The organism is Sedimentibacter sp. zth1, assembly GCF_017352195.1.
In the GTDB taxonomy this organism is placed as follows: domain Bacteria; phylum Bacillota; class Clostridia; order Tissierellales; family Sedimentibacteraceae; genus UBA1535.
The window spans coordinates 2,148,982-2,166,494 of sequence record NZ_CP071445.1 but is presented as its reverse complement, the minus strand read 5'-3'; the positions used below and the strand labels follow the sequence as shown (position 1 = coordinate 2,166,494).

Annotated in this window: 17 protein-coding genes and 1 other RNA gene; all 18 read left to right on the top strand. The window is 28.9% G+C overall.

Annotated elements, in window-relative coordinates; all coding sequences use genetic code 11:
- The first annotated feature begins 44 nt into the window (after positions 1-44).
- On the top strand, positions 45-1,022 hold the full coding sequence (locus JYG23_RS10490; protein ID WP_207235626.1) for a GNAT family N-acetyltransferase: 978 nt from the start codon (positions 45-47) through the stop codon (positions 1,020-1,022).
- Positions 1,023-1,034: 12 nt separating this feature from the next.
- Complete coding sequence (locus JYG23_RS14890) at positions 1,035-1,205, top strand: nitroreductase family protein (protein ID WP_242631560.1); 171 nt, start codon at positions 1,035-1,037, stop codon at positions 1,203-1,205.
- A gap of 357 nt (positions 1,206-1,562) precedes the next feature.
- Positions 1,563-2,735 carry a nuclear transport factor 2 family protein gene (locus JYG23_RS10480; RefSeq protein WP_207235625.1) on the top strand — a complete coding sequence of 391 codons (1,173 nt, stop codon included), beginning with the start codon at positions 1,563-1,565 and terminating at the stop codon, positions 2,733-2,735.
- Positions 2,736-3,217: 482 nt separating this feature from the next.
- Positions 3,218-3,478 (top strand): hypothetical protein, encoded by a 261-nt coding sequence (locus JYG23_RS10475; protein WP_207235624.1) that lies wholly within the window; start codon positions 3,218-3,220, stop codon positions 3,476-3,478.
- 20 nt (positions 3,479-3,498) lie between these two features.
- Positions 3,499-4,320, top strand: coding sequence for a GNAT family N-acetyltransferase (locus tag JYG23_RS10470; RefSeq protein ID WP_207235623.1), 822 nt, complete (start codon positions 3,499-3,501; stop codon positions 4,318-4,320).
- A gap of 89 nt (positions 4,321-4,409) precedes the next feature.
- Positions 4,410-4,622, top strand: coding sequence for a hypothetical protein (locus tag JYG23_RS10465; protein WP_207235622.1), 213 nt, complete (start codon positions 4,410-4,412; stop codon positions 4,620-4,622).
- Positions 4,623-4,641: 19 nt separating this feature from the next.
- Positions 4,642-4,779 (top strand): hypothetical protein, encoded by a 138-nt coding sequence (locus JYG23_RS10460; RefSeq protein ID WP_207235621.1) that lies wholly within the window; start codon positions 4,642-4,644, stop codon positions 4,777-4,779.
- 321 nt (positions 4,780-5,100) lie between these two features.
- Positions 5,101-7,311 (top strand): anaerobic ribonucleoside triphosphate reductase, encoded by a 2,211-nt coding sequence (locus JYG23_RS10455; protein WP_207238005.1) that lies wholly within the window; start codon positions 5,101-5,103, stop codon positions 7,309-7,311.
- The gene (nrdG, locus tag JYG23_RS10450) at positions 7,305-7,817 is read left to right on the top strand and encodes an anaerobic ribonucleoside-triphosphate reductase activating protein (RefSeq protein ID WP_207235620.1); all 513 of its coding nucleotides are present in this window, start codon (positions 7,305-7,307) and stop codon (positions 7,815-7,817) included. Before JYG23_RS10455 ends, nrdG begins: the two co-directional genes overlap by 7 nt.
- Before the next feature lie 89 nt (positions 7,818-7,906).
- Positions 7,907-8,172, top strand: an RNA gene (gene ffs, locus JYG23_RS10445) — signal recognition particle sRNA large type.
- A gap of 151 nt (positions 8,173-8,323) precedes the next feature.
- Entirely contained in the window at positions 8,324-9,256 is a 933-nt protein-coding gene (locus JYG23_RS10440) for an ABC transporter ATP-binding protein (RefSeq protein WP_207235619.1), read from the top strand.
- Positions 9,256-10,044, top strand: a complete 789-nt coding sequence (locus JYG23_RS10435) for a hypothetical protein (RefSeq protein WP_207235618.1) — start codon at positions 9,256-9,258, stop codon at positions 10,042-10,044. The genes JYG23_RS10440 and JYG23_RS10435 overlap by 1 nt, the downstream gene beginning before the upstream one ends.
- Positions 10,045-10,110: 66 nt before the next feature.
- On the top strand, positions 10,111-10,254 hold the full coding sequence (locus JYG23_RS10430) for a hypothetical protein (RefSeq protein WP_207235617.1): 144 nt from the start codon (positions 10,111-10,113) through the stop codon (positions 10,252-10,254).
- A 164-nt stretch (positions 10,255-10,418) separates the two neighbouring features.
- Complete coding sequence (locus tag JYG23_RS10425; RefSeq protein WP_207235616.1) at positions 10,419-12,821, top strand: ATP-dependent helicase; 2,403 nt, start codon at positions 10,419-10,421, stop codon at positions 12,819-12,821.
- Positions 12,822-12,902: 81 nt separating this feature from the next.
- On the top strand, positions 12,903-14,891 hold the full coding sequence (ligA, locus tag JYG23_RS10420) for an NAD-dependent DNA ligase LigA (protein ID WP_207235615.1): 1,989 nt from the start codon (positions 12,903-12,905) through the stop codon (positions 14,889-14,891).
- Between the two features lie 463 nt (positions 14,892-15,354).
- Entirely contained in the window at positions 15,355-15,729 is a 375-nt protein-coding gene (locus JYG23_RS10415; RefSeq protein ID WP_207235614.1) for a CidA/LrgA family protein, read from the top strand.
- Entirely contained in the window at positions 15,710-16,402 is a 693-nt protein-coding gene (locus JYG23_RS10410) for an LrgB family protein (protein ID WP_242631559.1), read from the top strand. The genes JYG23_RS10415 and JYG23_RS10410 overlap by 20 nt, the downstream gene beginning before the upstream one ends.
- Before the next feature lie 75 nt (positions 16,403-16,477).
- The gene (locus JYG23_RS10405) at positions 16,478-17,377 is read left to right on the top strand and encodes a YafY family protein (RefSeq protein ID WP_207235613.1); all 900 of its coding nucleotides are present in this window, start codon (positions 16,478-16,480) and stop codon (positions 17,375-17,377) included.
- Positions 17,378-17,513 lie beyond the last annotated feature (136 nt).

Genomic DNA, 17,513 nt, shown 5'->3' with positions numbered 1-17,513 from the left:
TGGCACAATACCTTGACATAGAGAAATTTAAAGGAGTGATAAAAATGAATATAAATATAAGAAGTGAAAAACCTGAGGATTATAATAAAATAGCAAATCTAAATTACAATTCTTTTTGTGATTGGCATCCTAATGACTATAAATCTGAGCCACTTACGGTATCTTTGCTTAGACATAGTCAATATTATGATAAAGACTTGTCAATTGTGGCTGAATTAGATGGACAAATAGTAGGGCATGCTTTGTTTTCAATATTTCCAATGGTTATTATGAAACAAAAAATACTAGGTGCATATTTAGCACCACTATGCGTAGAGACTAATTTACAAAAAGAAGGTATAGGAAGCATGCTTTTAAATGAGGCACACAAAATACTTCAAAAAAAAGGTGTATCAATAGCACTTGTATGCGGACATAAAGACTATTATCCTAAATTTGGATATGAAAACAAAATGTTTGCATTATCAGGAACAAAAATTACTTTAAATGTAGAAAAAATTGATACAGATGAAATATTAGAAAAGCCTGTCAAAAGTACCGATTTAGATTGGATAAAAAAACATTGGGAAAGTGTTCATAAGGATGACCGATTAGCTACATACCTGGGAGATACTATTAGCCAGTGGTTTAATTATTCACCGATTTATCGTTCATCAATGATATACGAAGGAAAAAAGCTACTTGGTTATATTAGATATAGAAATACATACCCATTAGAAGTAAAAGAAATTTTAGCAGAAGATAACAATGCTGAAAAAATAATTTCATATATAATGAAGAATAAGTTTAAACGTACAAATGGAGAAGTTATTTTATCACTACCTTTAAAAAATACTTTAATGATTTTTGATAATAATGAAAATATTTGTGTAGAAGAAAAAATTAGAACAAGTGATTATTTAATGATGAAAGTAATAGATAATGAGAACAAATTATTAGAACAATATATACAAGAAGCAAAGACAAGTGATAACAACTTAGGAGTAATTACATTCCCATCAATGTTTGATATAGATGATTAAGGAAGTGTTTATTTGAATACGTTAGATGCAATTTATAATCGAAGAAGTATAAGACAATTTACAGATGAAGCTGTGGGTGAAGAACAAATTGATATATTGTTACATGCCGCATTTTCAGCACCAACAGTGGCAAATGCTCAGCCATTGGGCTTGGTCCCGTATGGATTGGAGTTTATCCACTAGAGAGTAATGTAAAACAGAGTAAAAAAGTACTAGATATACCTGATTATGTTATTCCGTTAGCCATAGTTTATGTAGGATATCCCGCTGACCAAAAAGAAGGCAGAAGTAGATATAATGAGAAAAGAGTATATTGGCAAAAGTATGATCTTAATCGCAAACACAAAACTAAGAATACACCAATAACAGGACATTATTAACATATATAAAAATATTTACTGTTTCTATATCTATAGTTTGTTATAAATCTTTAGATATAGAGTATACAAAATATAGGTGAGGAACAATAATAAATAAATTTGCAATACAAAACTTAATTGAACAATAGAGGTAGATTTAAAATAAAGGGGAAATTGTTGTATGAAATTAGGGAAGTATGATGATATTAAAAATGTATTAATAAAATTTCAACAGGGATATAAAGAGAGAAATTTAGAAAATGTAGATTCTTTTATTGAAGAACTTTTTTTAGATATGGATGATATATCGGTACTAGGTACTGCTATAGGAGAAATATTTTTAGGTAAATATGATGTAAGGGAGTTGATTGAAGGTGATTGGAAATACTGGGGTGATTTAAATATAGATTGTGAAAATATGCGTATATCAACTGAAGGGGAGGTAGCATGGTTTTCGACTAGTGGTTATGTTAAGCATGTATTTGAAGACTCAGAAGAAAGAGATAACAGATATTTGGAGTTTATAAAAAATAGCTTTAATAATCAAGAACTTACATGTAAGCAAAAATTAACCTTTATTAATTGGGTTTTAGCATTAACCTACCACAAACGTGATGAAAGTAAGAGAGAATATTTATGGCCATTGTGTTTGAGTGGAGTTTTAGTAAAGTATGAAGACAATTGGAAAATTAAACACCTTCACTTTTCTATGTCTAAGGCAAATTTTCCTGACGAACGATTTGAAAATTCAAATGAATGTATAGAAAGATACAATGAACAAAAAGCTAGTATTAGTAGAGAGAATGTTATTTCTAAAGATATGGAGAAGTTTTTAAATGATTTTGAGAATGAATGTATGTGTAAAAAACAGATTTCAAACGATTTAGTGGGTAAGTATTTTGGAATAGAGAGTTTGCCATATGTTATAGGGCCAGATAACCAATTTTATAATGGTACTGATATGATTAGAGAGTTTTTTAACGAAAGTAATATAAATAATATTGCAATAAATATGGAACAAACTGTAGTTTCTAAATCGGGAAAAATAACTTGGATAATGGCAAATGGTATTTTAAAACAGAAATTTACTGAAGAGGAGCTTGTTGAGTGTTGTATGGAGGAATTAGGAAATCTATTTGAGTCTAATTTAGCATCAAAAGAAAAATTGTTTTCTATTCAAAGAAGTATAGCATATGTACTTAAGGAATGTTCATCGGGATATAATTATACTTGTCCGATAAGAATGACTGCAGTAATTTTAAACAAAGAGGATAGGCTAGTATTTAACAGTATACATTTTTCTTTTCCATTCTATTGGCTATTAGAAGGTAAAGTTGATGGTATTAAGTTATAATAAATAATAAAGAAGATAAAAAGGCAATGTAGAAGAATTTTTAAATAGAGAATTTGTTATATAATAGATAAACCATATAATACATACGAAATACAATGGGTTAGATGTAGACTAATTTCATTCTTAGATTCATCATACTTTGATGATATAAAAAAAGAAAAAGAAAAGTATGATAAGGCAAAAATTATACTTTCAAAAAAAGGGATAAAGCGAATAGAAGTTTGGACTCAGTATGATGTACCATCAAATAGATGGTATAAAAAACAAGGTTTCATATTTAAAGAAGCATACTTAAATGCATTTATTAAAGGAATGCCAGATAATGAAATAATTAAAAAATATGTTAACATAAATGCCATAGGATGCATATGCGGACATTTAATGTTGCAATTTTTAAATGTTAGTGGAATAATATAGAATATAAGGAAATATTAGTATTTAGTTTAGACGATGCTACTTTTTTTAGTGTTGCATCAAAATACTTGTGGAATGAAGAAAAGGAACAGCAATCATATTTTTATACAGGTGAGGTAATTTGGAAGTGGGAAGATAATGATAGTTTTGAATTTATAACATATAGAAGAACAATTGGTGATTACATAAATAAACTTTCTGATTGCGGAATGTTAGTAGAAAAGTTTCACCAGTTAAAAATAAATTATGAGGTAATAAATAATGAAGAAGAATTATTAGAAACAGAATATCCAAGAATTATGGTGTTTAAGGCAATAAAAATATATTAATAATTAAGGAGCAATTTACTATGTATACAATTAAAAATAGTGAAAGAAAAAATTTTATAGAAGCATATGACGAAAATAATGCCCTAGTTGGAGAGGCTATTATATCACCTTTTATGGAATCTGATATACATGATAAGCAAAGATTGAATATTTATATCGATATAGATGTTAAAGACATTAAGGACAAAAAAGTAATTAAGGATTTAATGTTTGACGAGTTGCTAAAACGCGCAAGAAATATAAAAAGAGAAAATGAAGATTTAGACGTTAAATTTTATCATTGTTGTTTTTCAGATAATAAAGAAAATATTGAATATTACTCATCTAAAGAAGGCTTTAAGCACGATGAAGGTATGTATATCATAAGAAAAGAAATAAATGAAGAAAAATTTAATATTTCAATAATTGATGATATTGAATTTGTAAATCTTGATTTTGAAGATAAAACTGATATGCAACAATTAGTTGAAGAGCAAAATAAGGTGTTCAATGGTGGTTATTCGATTGATGGCTTAAAGGAAATTAAAGATAAAACTGAATGGGTTAGCATAGCTGCTAAGCATAAAGGTAAAATTGTAGGAAATGTTGTTGTTATAGTAAAAAATGGTGAGGAAAATATAAAGTATGGTTGGATTGATGATTTGTTTGTCTCAAAAGCTGTTCGCAAAAAAGGCATCGGTGAAAATTTATTGAAGTTAACGTTTGCTAAGCTAAAGGAACTACACGTTAACGAATCAAGACTAGAAGTGTGGAGTTCAAACAAAAGAGCTTTATCTGTATATAACAAGTTAGGATACAAGTTTTTAAAAGAAACCGAATCATCAATTGGGATGTTTTTATAAAAAAATAAGGTTTGAAGAAAATGATAAAATAGCTTTAAATAATACATTGAAAAAAACAATTTATAAAATTGTAGATTGGAGATATTAAAATGATATTTAAAGAAGCATACTTAAATGCATTTATTAAAGGAATGCCAGATAATGAAATAATTAAAAAATATGTTAACACAAATGCCATAGGATGCATATATGGAATAAGAGACTTTAATTTTGAAGCTCCGATAGAAAGAAAACAGGAATTAGTAAAAATATGTTATAGGCTTCATGAGGTAAGAATTTATGAAGTCAATTTACAAACATGACATAAAGGGAGGAATTTAGTTGAAAAAATTATTTAAAAAATTAAATAGAGTTGATAAAAAAGTATATGATATAAAACAAGTAGAAGAATATTTGGAAAAAATTGAAGGAATAAAGAGAAATACACTAGTGCCAAATCAATATAATAACTTGTTTTAATAATAAAAATCCGCAAAGTAATGTTCTTTGTGGATTTTTTTTGCTTTAATTTAAGTCAATACAAAAATTCTAAAATTAATGTAATATATTATTGCTTGACCACCAATATAACAAAGTTATACAATATATAAACATATATCATATCGAAATTATTCATTAAAGCATTTACATTGTCCACAATATATGGTATATTAAATTTGTTGCAACACAATATATAGTGTTATGCGGTTTTGCGGAATTTCTTATATAAAATAAGAATTTATAGTTGACCTTAATATTTATAATTGGAGGACAACTTTTTTACGGGAATTAGGAGGGAGAATATTAATGAATGTTATTAAAAGAGATGGAAGATTAATAGAATTTAATAAATCTAAAATTACAGATGCTATATTAAAAGCGATGAATCATACAGTTAAGGGGTTGGATATAGAATTAGCTAAAAAAATATCTCAGGATATTGCAGATAGCGTAAAAGACACTATAACGGTAGAGAAAATACAAGATTTAGTAGAGAATAAGCTTATGTCTAGTAAAAGAAAAGATGTAGCTAGAGAGTACATAATATATAGAAATAAGAGAAATATTGCAAGGGGACGTAAGCAGTATGATATTTATATGGATATTGTAAATGCTGTTCCTAATGAAGTTACAAGAGAAAATGCTAACATGAATGCAGATACACCTGCAGGAATGATGATGAAATTCGCGAGTGAAAGTTCAAAGCCATTTGTTGATGATTGTTTATTATCAGAGCAGTCATACCAATATGTAAAAAATAATTATCTACATATACATGACAAGGATTACTATCCTACTAAATCATTGACTTGTTTACATCATCCACTTGACTATATATTAGAAAATGGATTTAGGGCTGGCCATGGTTCAAGCAGACCTGCTAAAAGAATAGAAACAGCTTCAATTATTGGATGTATATCTATGGAGCAAATTCAAAATGAAATGCACGGTGGGCAGGCTATACCAGCATTTGATTTTTATCTTGCACCATATGTAAGACTTACTTATATTGAAGAAGTTAAAAAAATTGAACAACTATTAGATATAGGTCTTGAAGATTTATATAATATTGATATTGAAGATTATATTGATAAGCCACTTGGTGAACTAAAAGATAAGCCACGATATGGGCAGCAAGCTATTAACAATACAGTAAAAAGAGTTCACCAAGCGATGGAAGCTTTCATTCACAATATGAATACAATTCATTCAAGAGGTGGAAATCAGGTTGTATTTAGCTCAATAAATTATGGTACAGATACAAGTGCTGAGGGAAGATGTATTATAAGAGAAATTTTAAATAGTACTTATCAAGGTGTTGGCAATAGCGAGACTCCTATTTTTCCAATTCAAATATGGAAGAAAAAAAGAGGAGCAAATTATTTGTCAGAGGATAAGAATTATGATTTATATAAATTAGCGTGTAAAGTTACTGCAAAAAGATTTTTCCCTAACTTTTTAAATCTTGATGCGACATTTAATCAAAATGATGAGTGGGATGCTAATGATCCAAGAAGATTTGAAAAAGAAGTTGCAACAATGGGATGTAGAACAAGAGTATTTGAAGATAGGCACGGTAAAAAAACATCTATAGGTAGAGGAAATTTATCTTTTTCATCAATCAATATAGTTAAATTAGCTATTGAATGCATGAATATAGAAAGTAAAAAGGAAAGAATTAATACTTTCTTTAAAAATCTTCAAAAGTGCATTGATGTCACTTCTGAACAGTTATATGACAGATATAAATTCCAATGTACTGCATTTAAAAAGCAATTTCCACTTCTTATGTCTGGAATGTGGATGGGCAGTAAGGAATTAAATCCTAATGATACACTTGAAAATATTTTGAAGCATGGTACTTTGGGTATTGGATTTATTGGTCTTGCAGAGGCTTTAATCGCATTAACTGGAAAACATCACGGCGAAAGTGAAGAATCACAAGAGTTAGGTTTACAAATTGTTCAATTCATGTACAATAAGATAAAAGAAAAATCAGAATTTTATGACTTGAATTATAGCTTGCTTGGAACTCCAGCAGAAGGATTAAGTGGAAGATTTGTAAAAAAAGATAGAGCAGAATTTGGTATAATAAAGGACGTAACAGATAAGGAATACTATACAAACAGTTCACATATACCAGTTTGGTATAAGTGTTCAATAGAGCATAAGGCTAGGATAGAGGCTCCTTATCATGACTTGGAGCGTGGTGGACATATATTCTATGTAGAACTTGATGGAGATGCTACACACAATCCTGCTGTTATAATGCAAACAGTAGATTTGATTGATAAATATAACATAGGATATGGTTCTGTAAACCATACTAGAAATAGATGTAAAGATTGTGGTTATGAAGATTCAACAGAAGGTTTAACAGAATGTCCTGAGTGTGGTAGTACAAATATTGATACTATTCAAAGGATAACAGGATACCTCGTAGGTGGTGTTGACAGTTGGAATGATGCAAAAAAAGCGGAGCTTAGAGATAGGGTGACACACAATTGTTAGAAAATATAATATATGTAGCCAATATAGTAGACAATACAATAGTTGACGGAGAAGGATTTAGAACATCATTATATGTTAGTGGTTGTGATATTCATTGTGAGGATTGTCATAACAAAGATTGGTGGGATATGAAAAAAGGAACACCTATGACTATAGAAGAAGCTTATGAAAAAATCAATTATGATTTTACAAATATAACTTTTATAGGTGGAGAGCCAATGATGCAGGCAAAATCTTTGACAAAGCTTGCAAAAAAAATAAAGAAAGATACCAATAAAACAATATGGTTATATAGTGGCCATACGTATGAAGAAATAGTTGAATGCGCTGATTTTTATGGGCTTTTAAGGCAATGTGATGTTTTGGTTGATGGAAAGTTTGAAAAACAATATTTTAAGAACAATTTAAAATTCAGAGGTTCGACAAATCAAAGAATAATTGATATAAAGAAAACATTAGCTAAAAATGAAATTGTTTTATGGTATGATGAATTTTGTATTAATTAGCAAAAATAAATGACTTAATGGAAAAAATACTAATTATAAAATTAATGTTTACATTGACATTTGAATGAATGTATGATAATATGATAAAGCTGTGCTAGATGGGGAGGTAGCGGTGCCCTGAACTTGCAATCCGCTGTAGCAAGGTTGAATTCCCTTGGCGCGGCATAATAATCTGGGGTCTGACTTATGAAAGTAGTGTTGAGAGTTTGGTCCTGCGCAACAAAGCGCCATGAATCCTGTCAGGTCCGGAAGGAAGCAGCAGTAAGTGGAAGGCATTGTGTGACGTGGGGTAGCTGAACTTGAGCTAACTCCATGAGTAGCGCTTGGAGCATTATGTCCACCTAAGGGTGCACAGCTTTAAAAACATATTATTATGAAAGTTATTAATTTGCGATGAGCAAATTTTTTTTTGCCTTTTTTATAATTTGGCTTAAGTATTTACATTATAAGACATTATTTGACAAAATGTTTATGGTATTATATATTATAAAAAAAGGAGGTAAAAAATGGAATGTATTACTGTTAATAACTTAATAAAAAAATATAATAAAACAAAAGCAGTTGATGATATCAGTTTTTCTGTAGAAGAAGGAAAAATTACAGCCATACTTGGACCTAATGGTTCTGGTAAAAGTACAACTATAAAAAGTATATGTAATTTAATTGTTCCTGATAGTGGTCAAATTAAAATATTTGGTAAGGCTAATAAAAAATCAATAAATAGGATAGCAGCTTTGTTTGAAGGGACAAGAAATCTTTATTGGAGACTTACACCTGTTGAAAATTTAAAATACTTTGCAGGTTTAAGGGGATTGGGTGGCAAAAAAATAAATGCTAAAATTGATGAACTTATGGATTTTTTTAATTTGAGTGATAAGAAAAACACATTGGTAAATAAATTATCAAGAGGAATGCAACAAAAGGTAGCCATAGCAATGACACTTGTATGTGATACAGACATATTAATTCTTGACGAGCCAACACTTGGACTTGATGTTGAAAGTTGTATTGATATTAAGAACAGCCTTAAACAAATATCAACTAAATTACATAAAACGGTATTATTAAGTACGCACGATATGAATTTTGTTGAGGAGACCTGTGATAATGTTATAATCTTAGACAACGGAAAAATCATAGCAAACGATTCTATGAATAATTTAATGGATATGTTTAAAAATATGACATATGAAATATCTTTGAACGGTATCTTAACAAATGAGAAAATGCAATTTCTTAAAAATACACAATATAATTTTTACATTGACAACAATTTAGATAATATAGATAAAATAGAAGTTGATATTTTAGATTTAGAAAAAATATATGATATTATAGAGCTTTTAAAATCACAAAATATTTTAATTAAAGAAATAAAGCAATGTTATATAAATTTTGAAAGAGTATACTTAAATCTTACAAGGGGAGGTAATAATTGATGAAAAAGCTGTTTTATTTTTTTAAAGTTTCATTTGTTAAATCAGTACAGGATTTAATAAGGTATAAATTTAATACATTAACTAACATAGCAACTTTTTACTTTTTATTTATGGCTATGCTTCTTGGTTTAAAAATACTTGGCAATACTTTATCTTCTTCTCCTCTTAAAATAGGAAGCTCTATAGATACATTTATAATTGCATATTTTTTATGGACAGTTATGTATATGGCTTATGCAAATATTGCATATGCAATAATAAATGATGCGTCAAAAGGAACATTAGAGCAAATAGCCATGTCTAATTTAGGATTGCATTCTGTTGTAATAGTTAGGGGAATATGTGAAACAATTATTAATTTTATAATGTGTTTTGTAGTATTGTTTTTAGCTATGTATACATCAGGAAGGTGGATTAATGTTAAAGCTTTACAGATAATAGTAATACTTTTTATTGGAATGTTCAGCATGTTTGGTATAGGACTTATATTTGGAGGATTAGCTATTATATTTAAGCGGATAAATGCAGTATTAAATCTTGTTCAGTACTTTTTAATTGGTCTAACAATGATAGATACAACTCAGCTAGCATCAATATTTATACCATTTGTACCTGCAATTAATATGGTATATAAATTAAGCTTAGGAGAATCAACACTTTTATCATTTTCTATACAAAATTACATAATACTTATAGCTAATTCTGTGTTGTTTTTTTCAATAGGTTTGTTTGTTTTTAAATATTGCTGCAACAAAGCAAAGAAAAAAGGTTTATTGGGACAATATTAAATTATTAATAAAAAAATAATCATTGTGCATAATAATAATACTTTATGGTTAATAGGAGGTATTATTATGAGTTGCGAAAATAAAAAAAATAATTGCTTTAAAATAGCTAATTTAGATGATAAAGCTAAATTAGCTTTAAAGAAAAAAGAAGATAATCTAAAGATGGAATTAGGAAAAGATTTCATATTGATAGCTTACGAAAAAGAATAAAAATAAAAAGATTTCTTAATTGAAATCTTTTTTTATCTTGATTTACAGAAAGTCAAAATTCTTTATATTTCTTACAAAAACATGTTTCTAAACAACATTCAATATTTTTTATCATGTAAATTTATGATATAATATTTTATAGAACAAATGTTAGGGGAGGAATAATGGATTTACTAAGAGGTTTAAACGAAAAACAAAGAGAAGCTGCTTCTCATGATTTAGGACCAATATTAGTAATTGCGGGTGCTGGAACTGGTAAAACTCGCGTGCTTACACATAGAATATCAAATTTAATCAATACAGGCAAAGCTCGACCAGGTGAAATATTATCAATAACATTTACCAACAAAGCTGCAAAAGAAATGAAGGAAAGAATAAGTCAGCTTATAGACTATAATGTTGATAGAATGTGGATAGGAACATTTCACTCTATTTGTGTTCGTATACTAAGAAGAGATATAGAAAGACTTGGATATGATAGAAACTTTGTAATTTACGATACAGATGATCAAAAAAACTTAATAAAAACATGTATTAAAGAGTTGAATTTAGATACCAAAAAATACAATGCCAATACAATTAAGGGTGTTATAAGCAATGAGAAAAATCTTCGCAATACACCTGAAAAATATATGACGGAAAATTTTGCGAATTTTGTTTTAAGAAATTATGGTGAGGTGTTTTCACTTTACGAGAAAAAACTTAAAATTTGTAATGCACTTGATTTCGATGATTTAATACTTAAAGCATTAAAACTGTTACAAACAAATTCGGATATAAAAGAGTATTATCAAGAAAGATTTAAATACATACTTGTTGATGAGTATCAGGATACAAACAATGTTCAATACAATCTTGTCAAAATTCTTGGTAAAAAGTCAAATGGTCAAAACAACGTATTTGTAGTTGGTGATGATGACCAATCTATATACGGATGGCGTGGGGCAGATATAAGCAATATACTTGATTTTGAAAAGGATTTTGAAAACGCAAAGGTTGTAAAACTAGAAAGAAATTATCGTTCTACAAGCATTATTTTGAATGCGGCAAATAGTGTAATTAAAAATAATTTTAACAGAAAAGGTAAAGAACTTTATACTGATGATGATGATGGGGACTTAATTACACTTATCAATACTGACAACGAAAAAGAAGAAGCCTTTATGATTGCCTCTAATATTAAAAAGGAATATGATAAAAATGATATACCATACTCTGAAATTGCAATTCTTTATAGAGCAAATGCTCAATCTCGTGCACTTGAGGAAGGGTTAATTACTTTAGGTATTCCATACAAAATAGTAGGAGGACTTAAATTCTACGGCAGAAAAGAAATAAAAGATATCATGGCATATCTAATGCTTATTCAAAACTCAAGAGATGATATAAATTTCATGAGGATTATAAATTTACCAAGAAGAAAAATTGGTCCGAAGGCTATTGCGTCATTATCTCAATATGCTACAGAACAACAAATATCCTTATTTGAAGCTTGTTATGATGCAAAAGAGCTTGAAATTCCAGCCGCTGGAATAAGGGGTATAGAGAGTTTTATACAAGTGATGGAAATGCTAATGGTGAAGAAAGATGTTCTATCACTATATGAGTTTATCGAAGCTGTGTATAAAGATACTAAGTATGAGAAAATGATTGAAGAAGACCAAAGTATTGAGGGCATGTCAAGACTTGAAAATATACAGGAATTTTTATCCGCTGCTAAAGACTTTGAAGAAAGATATGAAGAAAATGCTTTAGAGGATTTTTTAGCACATGTTGCTCTTTTATCAGATACTGATAAAACAGATGAAACAGAAAACGAAAGAGTAACATTACTAACTGTTCATAGTGCTAAAGGTCTTGAATATGACGTAGTATTGGTAGCTGGACTTGAAGAAATGACATTTCCTATCATTAGAGATGGTGGTATAGACGAGGATTTAGAAGAGGAAAGAAGACTATTTTATGTTGCAGCTACACGTGCTAAGAAAAGGCTGTATTTATCATATAGCAATGAGAGAATGGTATATGGTAGACACGAAATGCGTGGACCTTCAAGATTTATAGAAGAAATTCCAGCTAAATATTTAGATAGACCTGTATCAAAACCCTATTCAAAAGAGTCAAAATATAAAAAATCTAGTGGAGATTTTGATGATTACTTTAATGACGGAGAAATGAGTTTCAATAGTTTTTCTAAAAGTAAAAAGAAAAATCATAAAAATTCGCTTTTTACGGGTAATTCGTTTATTAATGAAGATATAAAGGTTAGGGACGTATATGATGATTTAAAAGCTGAAGATTTAAAAAGTAATTTAGATGATATTTCTAACAGTGGAATAAAAGAAATTAGTATAGATCAATATTTACAGGAGCAACCTGTGAAACAAACTACAAATCTCAAATCAGATAAAATGATGATAGGTGATAAGATAAAACATAAAGCATGGGGAATTGGAACGATAGTATCTTTGGTTGGTGAAGGAAAAGATTTAAAAGCTACTATTGCCTTTGATGAAAAGGGATTGAAAACAGTTATGATGAGTTTTGCTCCAATAGAGAAAATATAAATTTGGGAATACTAGTATTAAAATGTGGGAAGTTAATAAAATAATTCTACATAAAAATAGTAAAATTAAGATGAGGTTATTATGATAGATGAATATAGAAGTTTAGTTGAACAAATTAGATATCATAACGAAAAATATTATAATCAAGATAATCCTGAAATAACTGATTATGAGTATGATATGCTAATGCAGAAACTAAAGAAAATAGAAAAGGAACACCCTGAACTTGTTACATTGGATTCTCCTACTCAAAAAGTAGGTGGAAAAGCAAAAAGAGAAGCTGGGGTATTAGTGGCACACAGGGTACCAATGCTTAGTTTACAGGACGTATTCTCAAAAGAAGAAGTTTATGAATTTGTAAATGATATGAAGAGGGAATTGGTTGATCCTACGTTTATTGTTGAGAGAAAAATAGATGGATTATCAATGGCATTAAGATATGAAGACGGAGAGATAAAAACAGCTATTACAAGAGGAGATGGAATTAACTACGGAGAAGACGTAACCGAAAATGCCAAAGTTATCAAAGATGTAAAGAAAAAATTAAAGGAAAGTATACCTTATTTGGAAATTAGGGGTGAGGTATATATGACAAATTCATCATTTGAAAAAGTTAATGAAACTCAAGAGTTATTAGGCAAAAAACCTTTTGCAAATCCTAGAAATTGTTCAGCCGGTACTTTAAGACAATTAGATAGTAACATAACTAAAGAGAGAAATTTATCTTTATTTATTTTTAATGTACAAGAGGTTAAGGGAATTTCTTTTCAGACACATGTGGAGAGCTACGAATGGCTTAAAAAACAAGGAATTAAGGTAATTGAAAACTACAGTGTGTGTAAAACAGCAGATGAGGTTTGGAAAGCTATTCTAGAAATTGGGGAGCAAAGAGGTACTTTTGGTTATGACATAGATGGAGCAGTTATAAAAATAGATAAATTCTCTGACAGAGAATTACTTGGAAATACTTCAAAGGTGCCAAAGTGGTCGGCTGCTTATAAGTACCCACCAGAAGAAAAGGAAACAGTAATAAGAGATATAGAATTATCTGTTGGAAGAACCGGAAGAATAACTCCAACAGCTATATTTGAACCAGTTAGGCTCTGTGGTACAAATGTAGAAAGAGCAACATTGCACAATCAGGACTTTATTGACAATTTGGATGTAAGAATAGGTGATACAGTCTTGGTATATAAAAGTGGGGAAATAATTCCTAAAATAAAAGAGGTTGTGTTATCTAAAAGACCTGAGAATACGGAGAAGTATAAAATTCCTACTGTTTGTCCTGTTTGCGGAGCACTTGCTGTAAGAGAACAAGATACGGCAGATATTAAATGTACTGGAACAAATTGTCCTGCTCAACTTGCAAGACATCTGATAAACTTTGTAAGCAGAGGTGCAATGGATATTAAAGGCTTCGGGACTGCATACGTTGAGGAGTTAATTAATCAAGGGTATATTAAAAATATATCCGATATATATTTTTTAAAAAATTATAGAGATGAGCTTGTTGAAAAGGGTATAATAGGTAAAGAAAAAAATACAGATAAACTTTTAGGTATAATTGATAAATCAAAAGAAAATGAACCAAATAGATTATTAGTAGGCTTTGGGATATCTAATGTAGGTAAATCAACAGCAAAAGCTATAATGAAGCATTTTAAGACTATTGATAAGCTTATGAATGCTTCAGTAGAAGAACTTAAAGATGTAAATGATATAGGAGAAGTAAGTGCTGTATCTATAAAGAAATTCTTTGAAGATGAAGAAAATCAACGTATAATTCAAATTTTAAAGGACGTTGAAGTTAATATGTCTTTAGAACAGGATGAGAATGAGAGTACAAAGCTTGAGGGCTTAACGTTTGTAGTAACAGGTACATTACCTACACTTGGTAGAAACGAAGCCACTGAATTAATACAGAAAAACGGTGGAAAAGTATCGGGGAGTGTTTCTAAAAAAACAAGTTATTTATTAGCTGGGGAAAATGCGGGAAGTAAATTAACTAAAGCACAAAAATTAGGCATAAAAATTATTACTGAAGAAGAATTAAATAATATGATAAAATAAGTTAAAAATTTCGGATCTATAATAAATGTTGGGGTGCATGAAAAATAATTTCATCATTTCAGCGTTTTTTATTTACAAAAAAAGCACTTGTGATTCAAAACTGCTATAATGTTAGTTAACCAGATCAAACAGAAAGGGGTTTTGATATAAGTGTTATCTAGTTCTACCAATAATTTATTAGATTTAAAAGGGGTAAAAATAAAAAAATTGTTTTTTTAATTGAGATTTTCATAGAAACTAAACCTAATTAATGAATTAATGAGTGTTTTAAAGTATGTTTAATAATTAAAGTCATATGAAATTGTATTTAAACAATATATAATTTTGTGTGACTTTATTATTATAGCTTGAATGAAAAAGTAAATTCATGTAAATAAATAAAGTAAATATTTAAAAATATGATTTGGAAAATTAATAAATGGTGGTATAATATATTAATTATTTCATCATGGGAGAGATTATTATGACACTTATATTTCAGTTTTGTACAATACTGATAATTTGTTTTATAGGCGAAGCATTATACAGTATAATTCCATTACCAATACCAGCAAGTATTTATGGATTAGTTCTAATGCTCATATGCCTAAGGTTTAATATTATAAAGCTTGATAAAATTGAGAAGGCTGGAGATTTTTTAGTTCAAATTATGCCTTTAATGTTTATACCCGCGGCAGTTGGATTAATTACTGTTTGGGATAGCTTGAGAGCAATTCTATTTCCTATTTTAATAACTATAGTTATTACAACAATTATTGTTATGGTTGTTACAGGAAAATCAACAGAATTAGTTATGAAAATGGAAAGGAACAAAAAAAGTGAAAGAAATAATTTGTAATTCAGTATATTTTGGTGTAGCTATAAGCATTGTTGGCTATATGATAGGAGTATTAATAAAAAATAAATTTAAATTTGACTTCTTAAATCCATTGCTTATTTCCATTATATTTGTTATAGGAGTTTTAACAATATTTAAAATTGATTATGATACATACAATGAAAGCGCTAAATATTTAAGCTATTTATTAACACCAGCAACAGTTTGCCTTGCTATACCATTGTATAGACAGCTTGAATTATTAAAAAATAATTTTAAAGCAGTTATTGTTGGTATAACCTCTGGAGTAATTTCGAGTCTTGGTAGTATACTACTATTGTCATATTTATTTAAATTTACACACGAGCAGTATGTAACCCTACTACCAAAATCTATAACGACAGCTATCGGTATAGGCGTATCAAACGAGCTTGGAGGAATAGTAACAATAACAGTAGCTGCAATAGTCGTAACAGGTATAATTGGTAATGTAATTGCAATGTTAGTATGCAAAATTTTTAAAATAAAAGAACCAGTAGCAGTTGGGCTTGCAATAGGAACAGCTTCACATGCAATAGGTACATCAAAGGCATTAGAAATAGGTGAAATAGAAGGTGCTATGAGTAGCCTGTCTATAGCTGTATCGGGATTGTTAACAGTAATTGTGGCATCAATATTTGCTAATTTTTATTAAATATTTTGAGAGATATGCCACCAAAAAATAGAAAGCATATATTAAAATGAGATTCAATAAATGTAGGTGATGAAAATGCAAATTAATAGATTATTTGAGATTGTATATATTTTGCTTGATAAAAAGGCTGTAACTGCTAAAGAACTTGCTAGCCATCTTGAGGTATCAACTAGAACAATATATCGAGATATAGAAACATTGTCTAGTTCGGGTATTCCAGTTTATATGACTAAAGGTAAAGGCGGAGGTGTTTCACTTCTGCCTAATTTTGTTCTTAATAAAACAATACTTACTGAAAGCGAAAAAGCTGATATTCTATCCTCGTTAAAAGCTGTAAAATCGGTTAATTTTGGTGAAACAGATACAGCTATTAATAAATTAAGTAGTCTGTTTGGTGAATCAAACTCGGACTGGATAGAGATAGATTTTTCAACATGGTCAAATGCTGAAAAAGAGAAGGAATCATTTAATAATATTAAAAATGCTATTTTACATATGCAAATTATTTCTTTTTCATATGCTAGTGGCAAGGGTGAAAATACACAAAGAAAAGTTGAGCCACTAAAGCTATGCTATAAGGGTAGTAGTTGGTACTTATATGGCTATTGTACTTCAAAATGTGATTATCGTTTTTTTAAACTGCGAAGGATGAAAAACATATGCATATTAGAAGAAACTTTCAATCGTAAACCACCTAAGCATATATTTAATAATAAAAATACGTTTAAAGAAGAATTTATAAATTTAAAGCTTAAGTTATCTTCAAAAATGGCATTTCGTGTTTATGATGAATTTGAAATATATACTAAGCTTGAAGATGGAAGTTTTATTGCCGAGATAGCTTTTCCAAAAGGAGAATGGTTGTTTTATTATATATCTTCATTTGGTGAACATTGTGAGCTTTTAGAGCCAGTAGAAGAAAGGGAAAAAGTAAAAGAAAAATTAGAGTTAATGTTAACAAGATATTCAAAATAGATAAGTAAAATCTAAAATTAACATATTTAAAATTTAATAGTTATAAAATATATTTAAAAATTTTTTATAATATGACATGCTGTTGTCACTTAGGTAATATATCATAATCACATAACAAATTGGAGGTTATGATATT

Coding starts and splice junctions, on each gene's coding strand:
- JYG23_RS10490 (WP_207235626.1), top strand. CDS start 45: ATGAATATAAATATAAGAAGTGAAAAACCTGAGGATTATAATAAAATA.
- JYG23_RS10480 (WP_207235625.1), top strand. CDS start 1,563: ATGAAATTAGGGAAGTATGATGATATTAAAAATGTATTAATAAAATTT.
- JYG23_RS10470 (WP_207235623.1), top strand. CDS start 3,499: ATGTATACAATTAAAAATAGTGAAAGAAAAAATTTTATAGAAGCATAT.
- JYG23_RS10465 (WP_207235622.1), top strand. CDS start 4,410: ATGATATTTAAAGAAGCATACTTAAATGCATTTATTAAAGGAATGCCA.
- JYG23_RS10440 (WP_207235619.1), top strand. CDS start 8,324: ATGGAATGTATTACTGTTAATAACTTAATAAAAAAATATAATAAAACA.
- JYG23_RS10435 (WP_207235618.1), top strand. CDS start 9,256: ATGAAAAAGCTGTTTTATTTTTTTAAAGTTTCATTTGTTAAATCAGTA.
- JYG23_RS10430 (WP_207235617.1), top strand. CDS start 10,111: ATGAGTTGCGAAAATAAAAAAAATAATTGCTTTAAAATAGCTAATTTA.
- JYG23_RS10425 (WP_207235616.1), top strand. CDS start 10,419: ATGGATTTACTAAGAGGTTTAAACGAAAAACAAAGAGAAGCTGCTTCT.
- ligA (WP_207235615.1), top strand. CDS start 12,903: ATGATAGATGAATATAGAAGTTTAGTTGAACAAATTAGATATCATAAC.
- JYG23_RS10415 (WP_207235614.1), top strand. CDS start 15,355: ATGACACTTATATTTCAGTTTTGTACAATACTGATAATTTGTTTTATA.
- JYG23_RS10405 (WP_207235613.1), top strand. CDS start 16,478: ATGCAAATTAATAGATTATTTGAGATTGTATATATTTTGCTTGATAAA.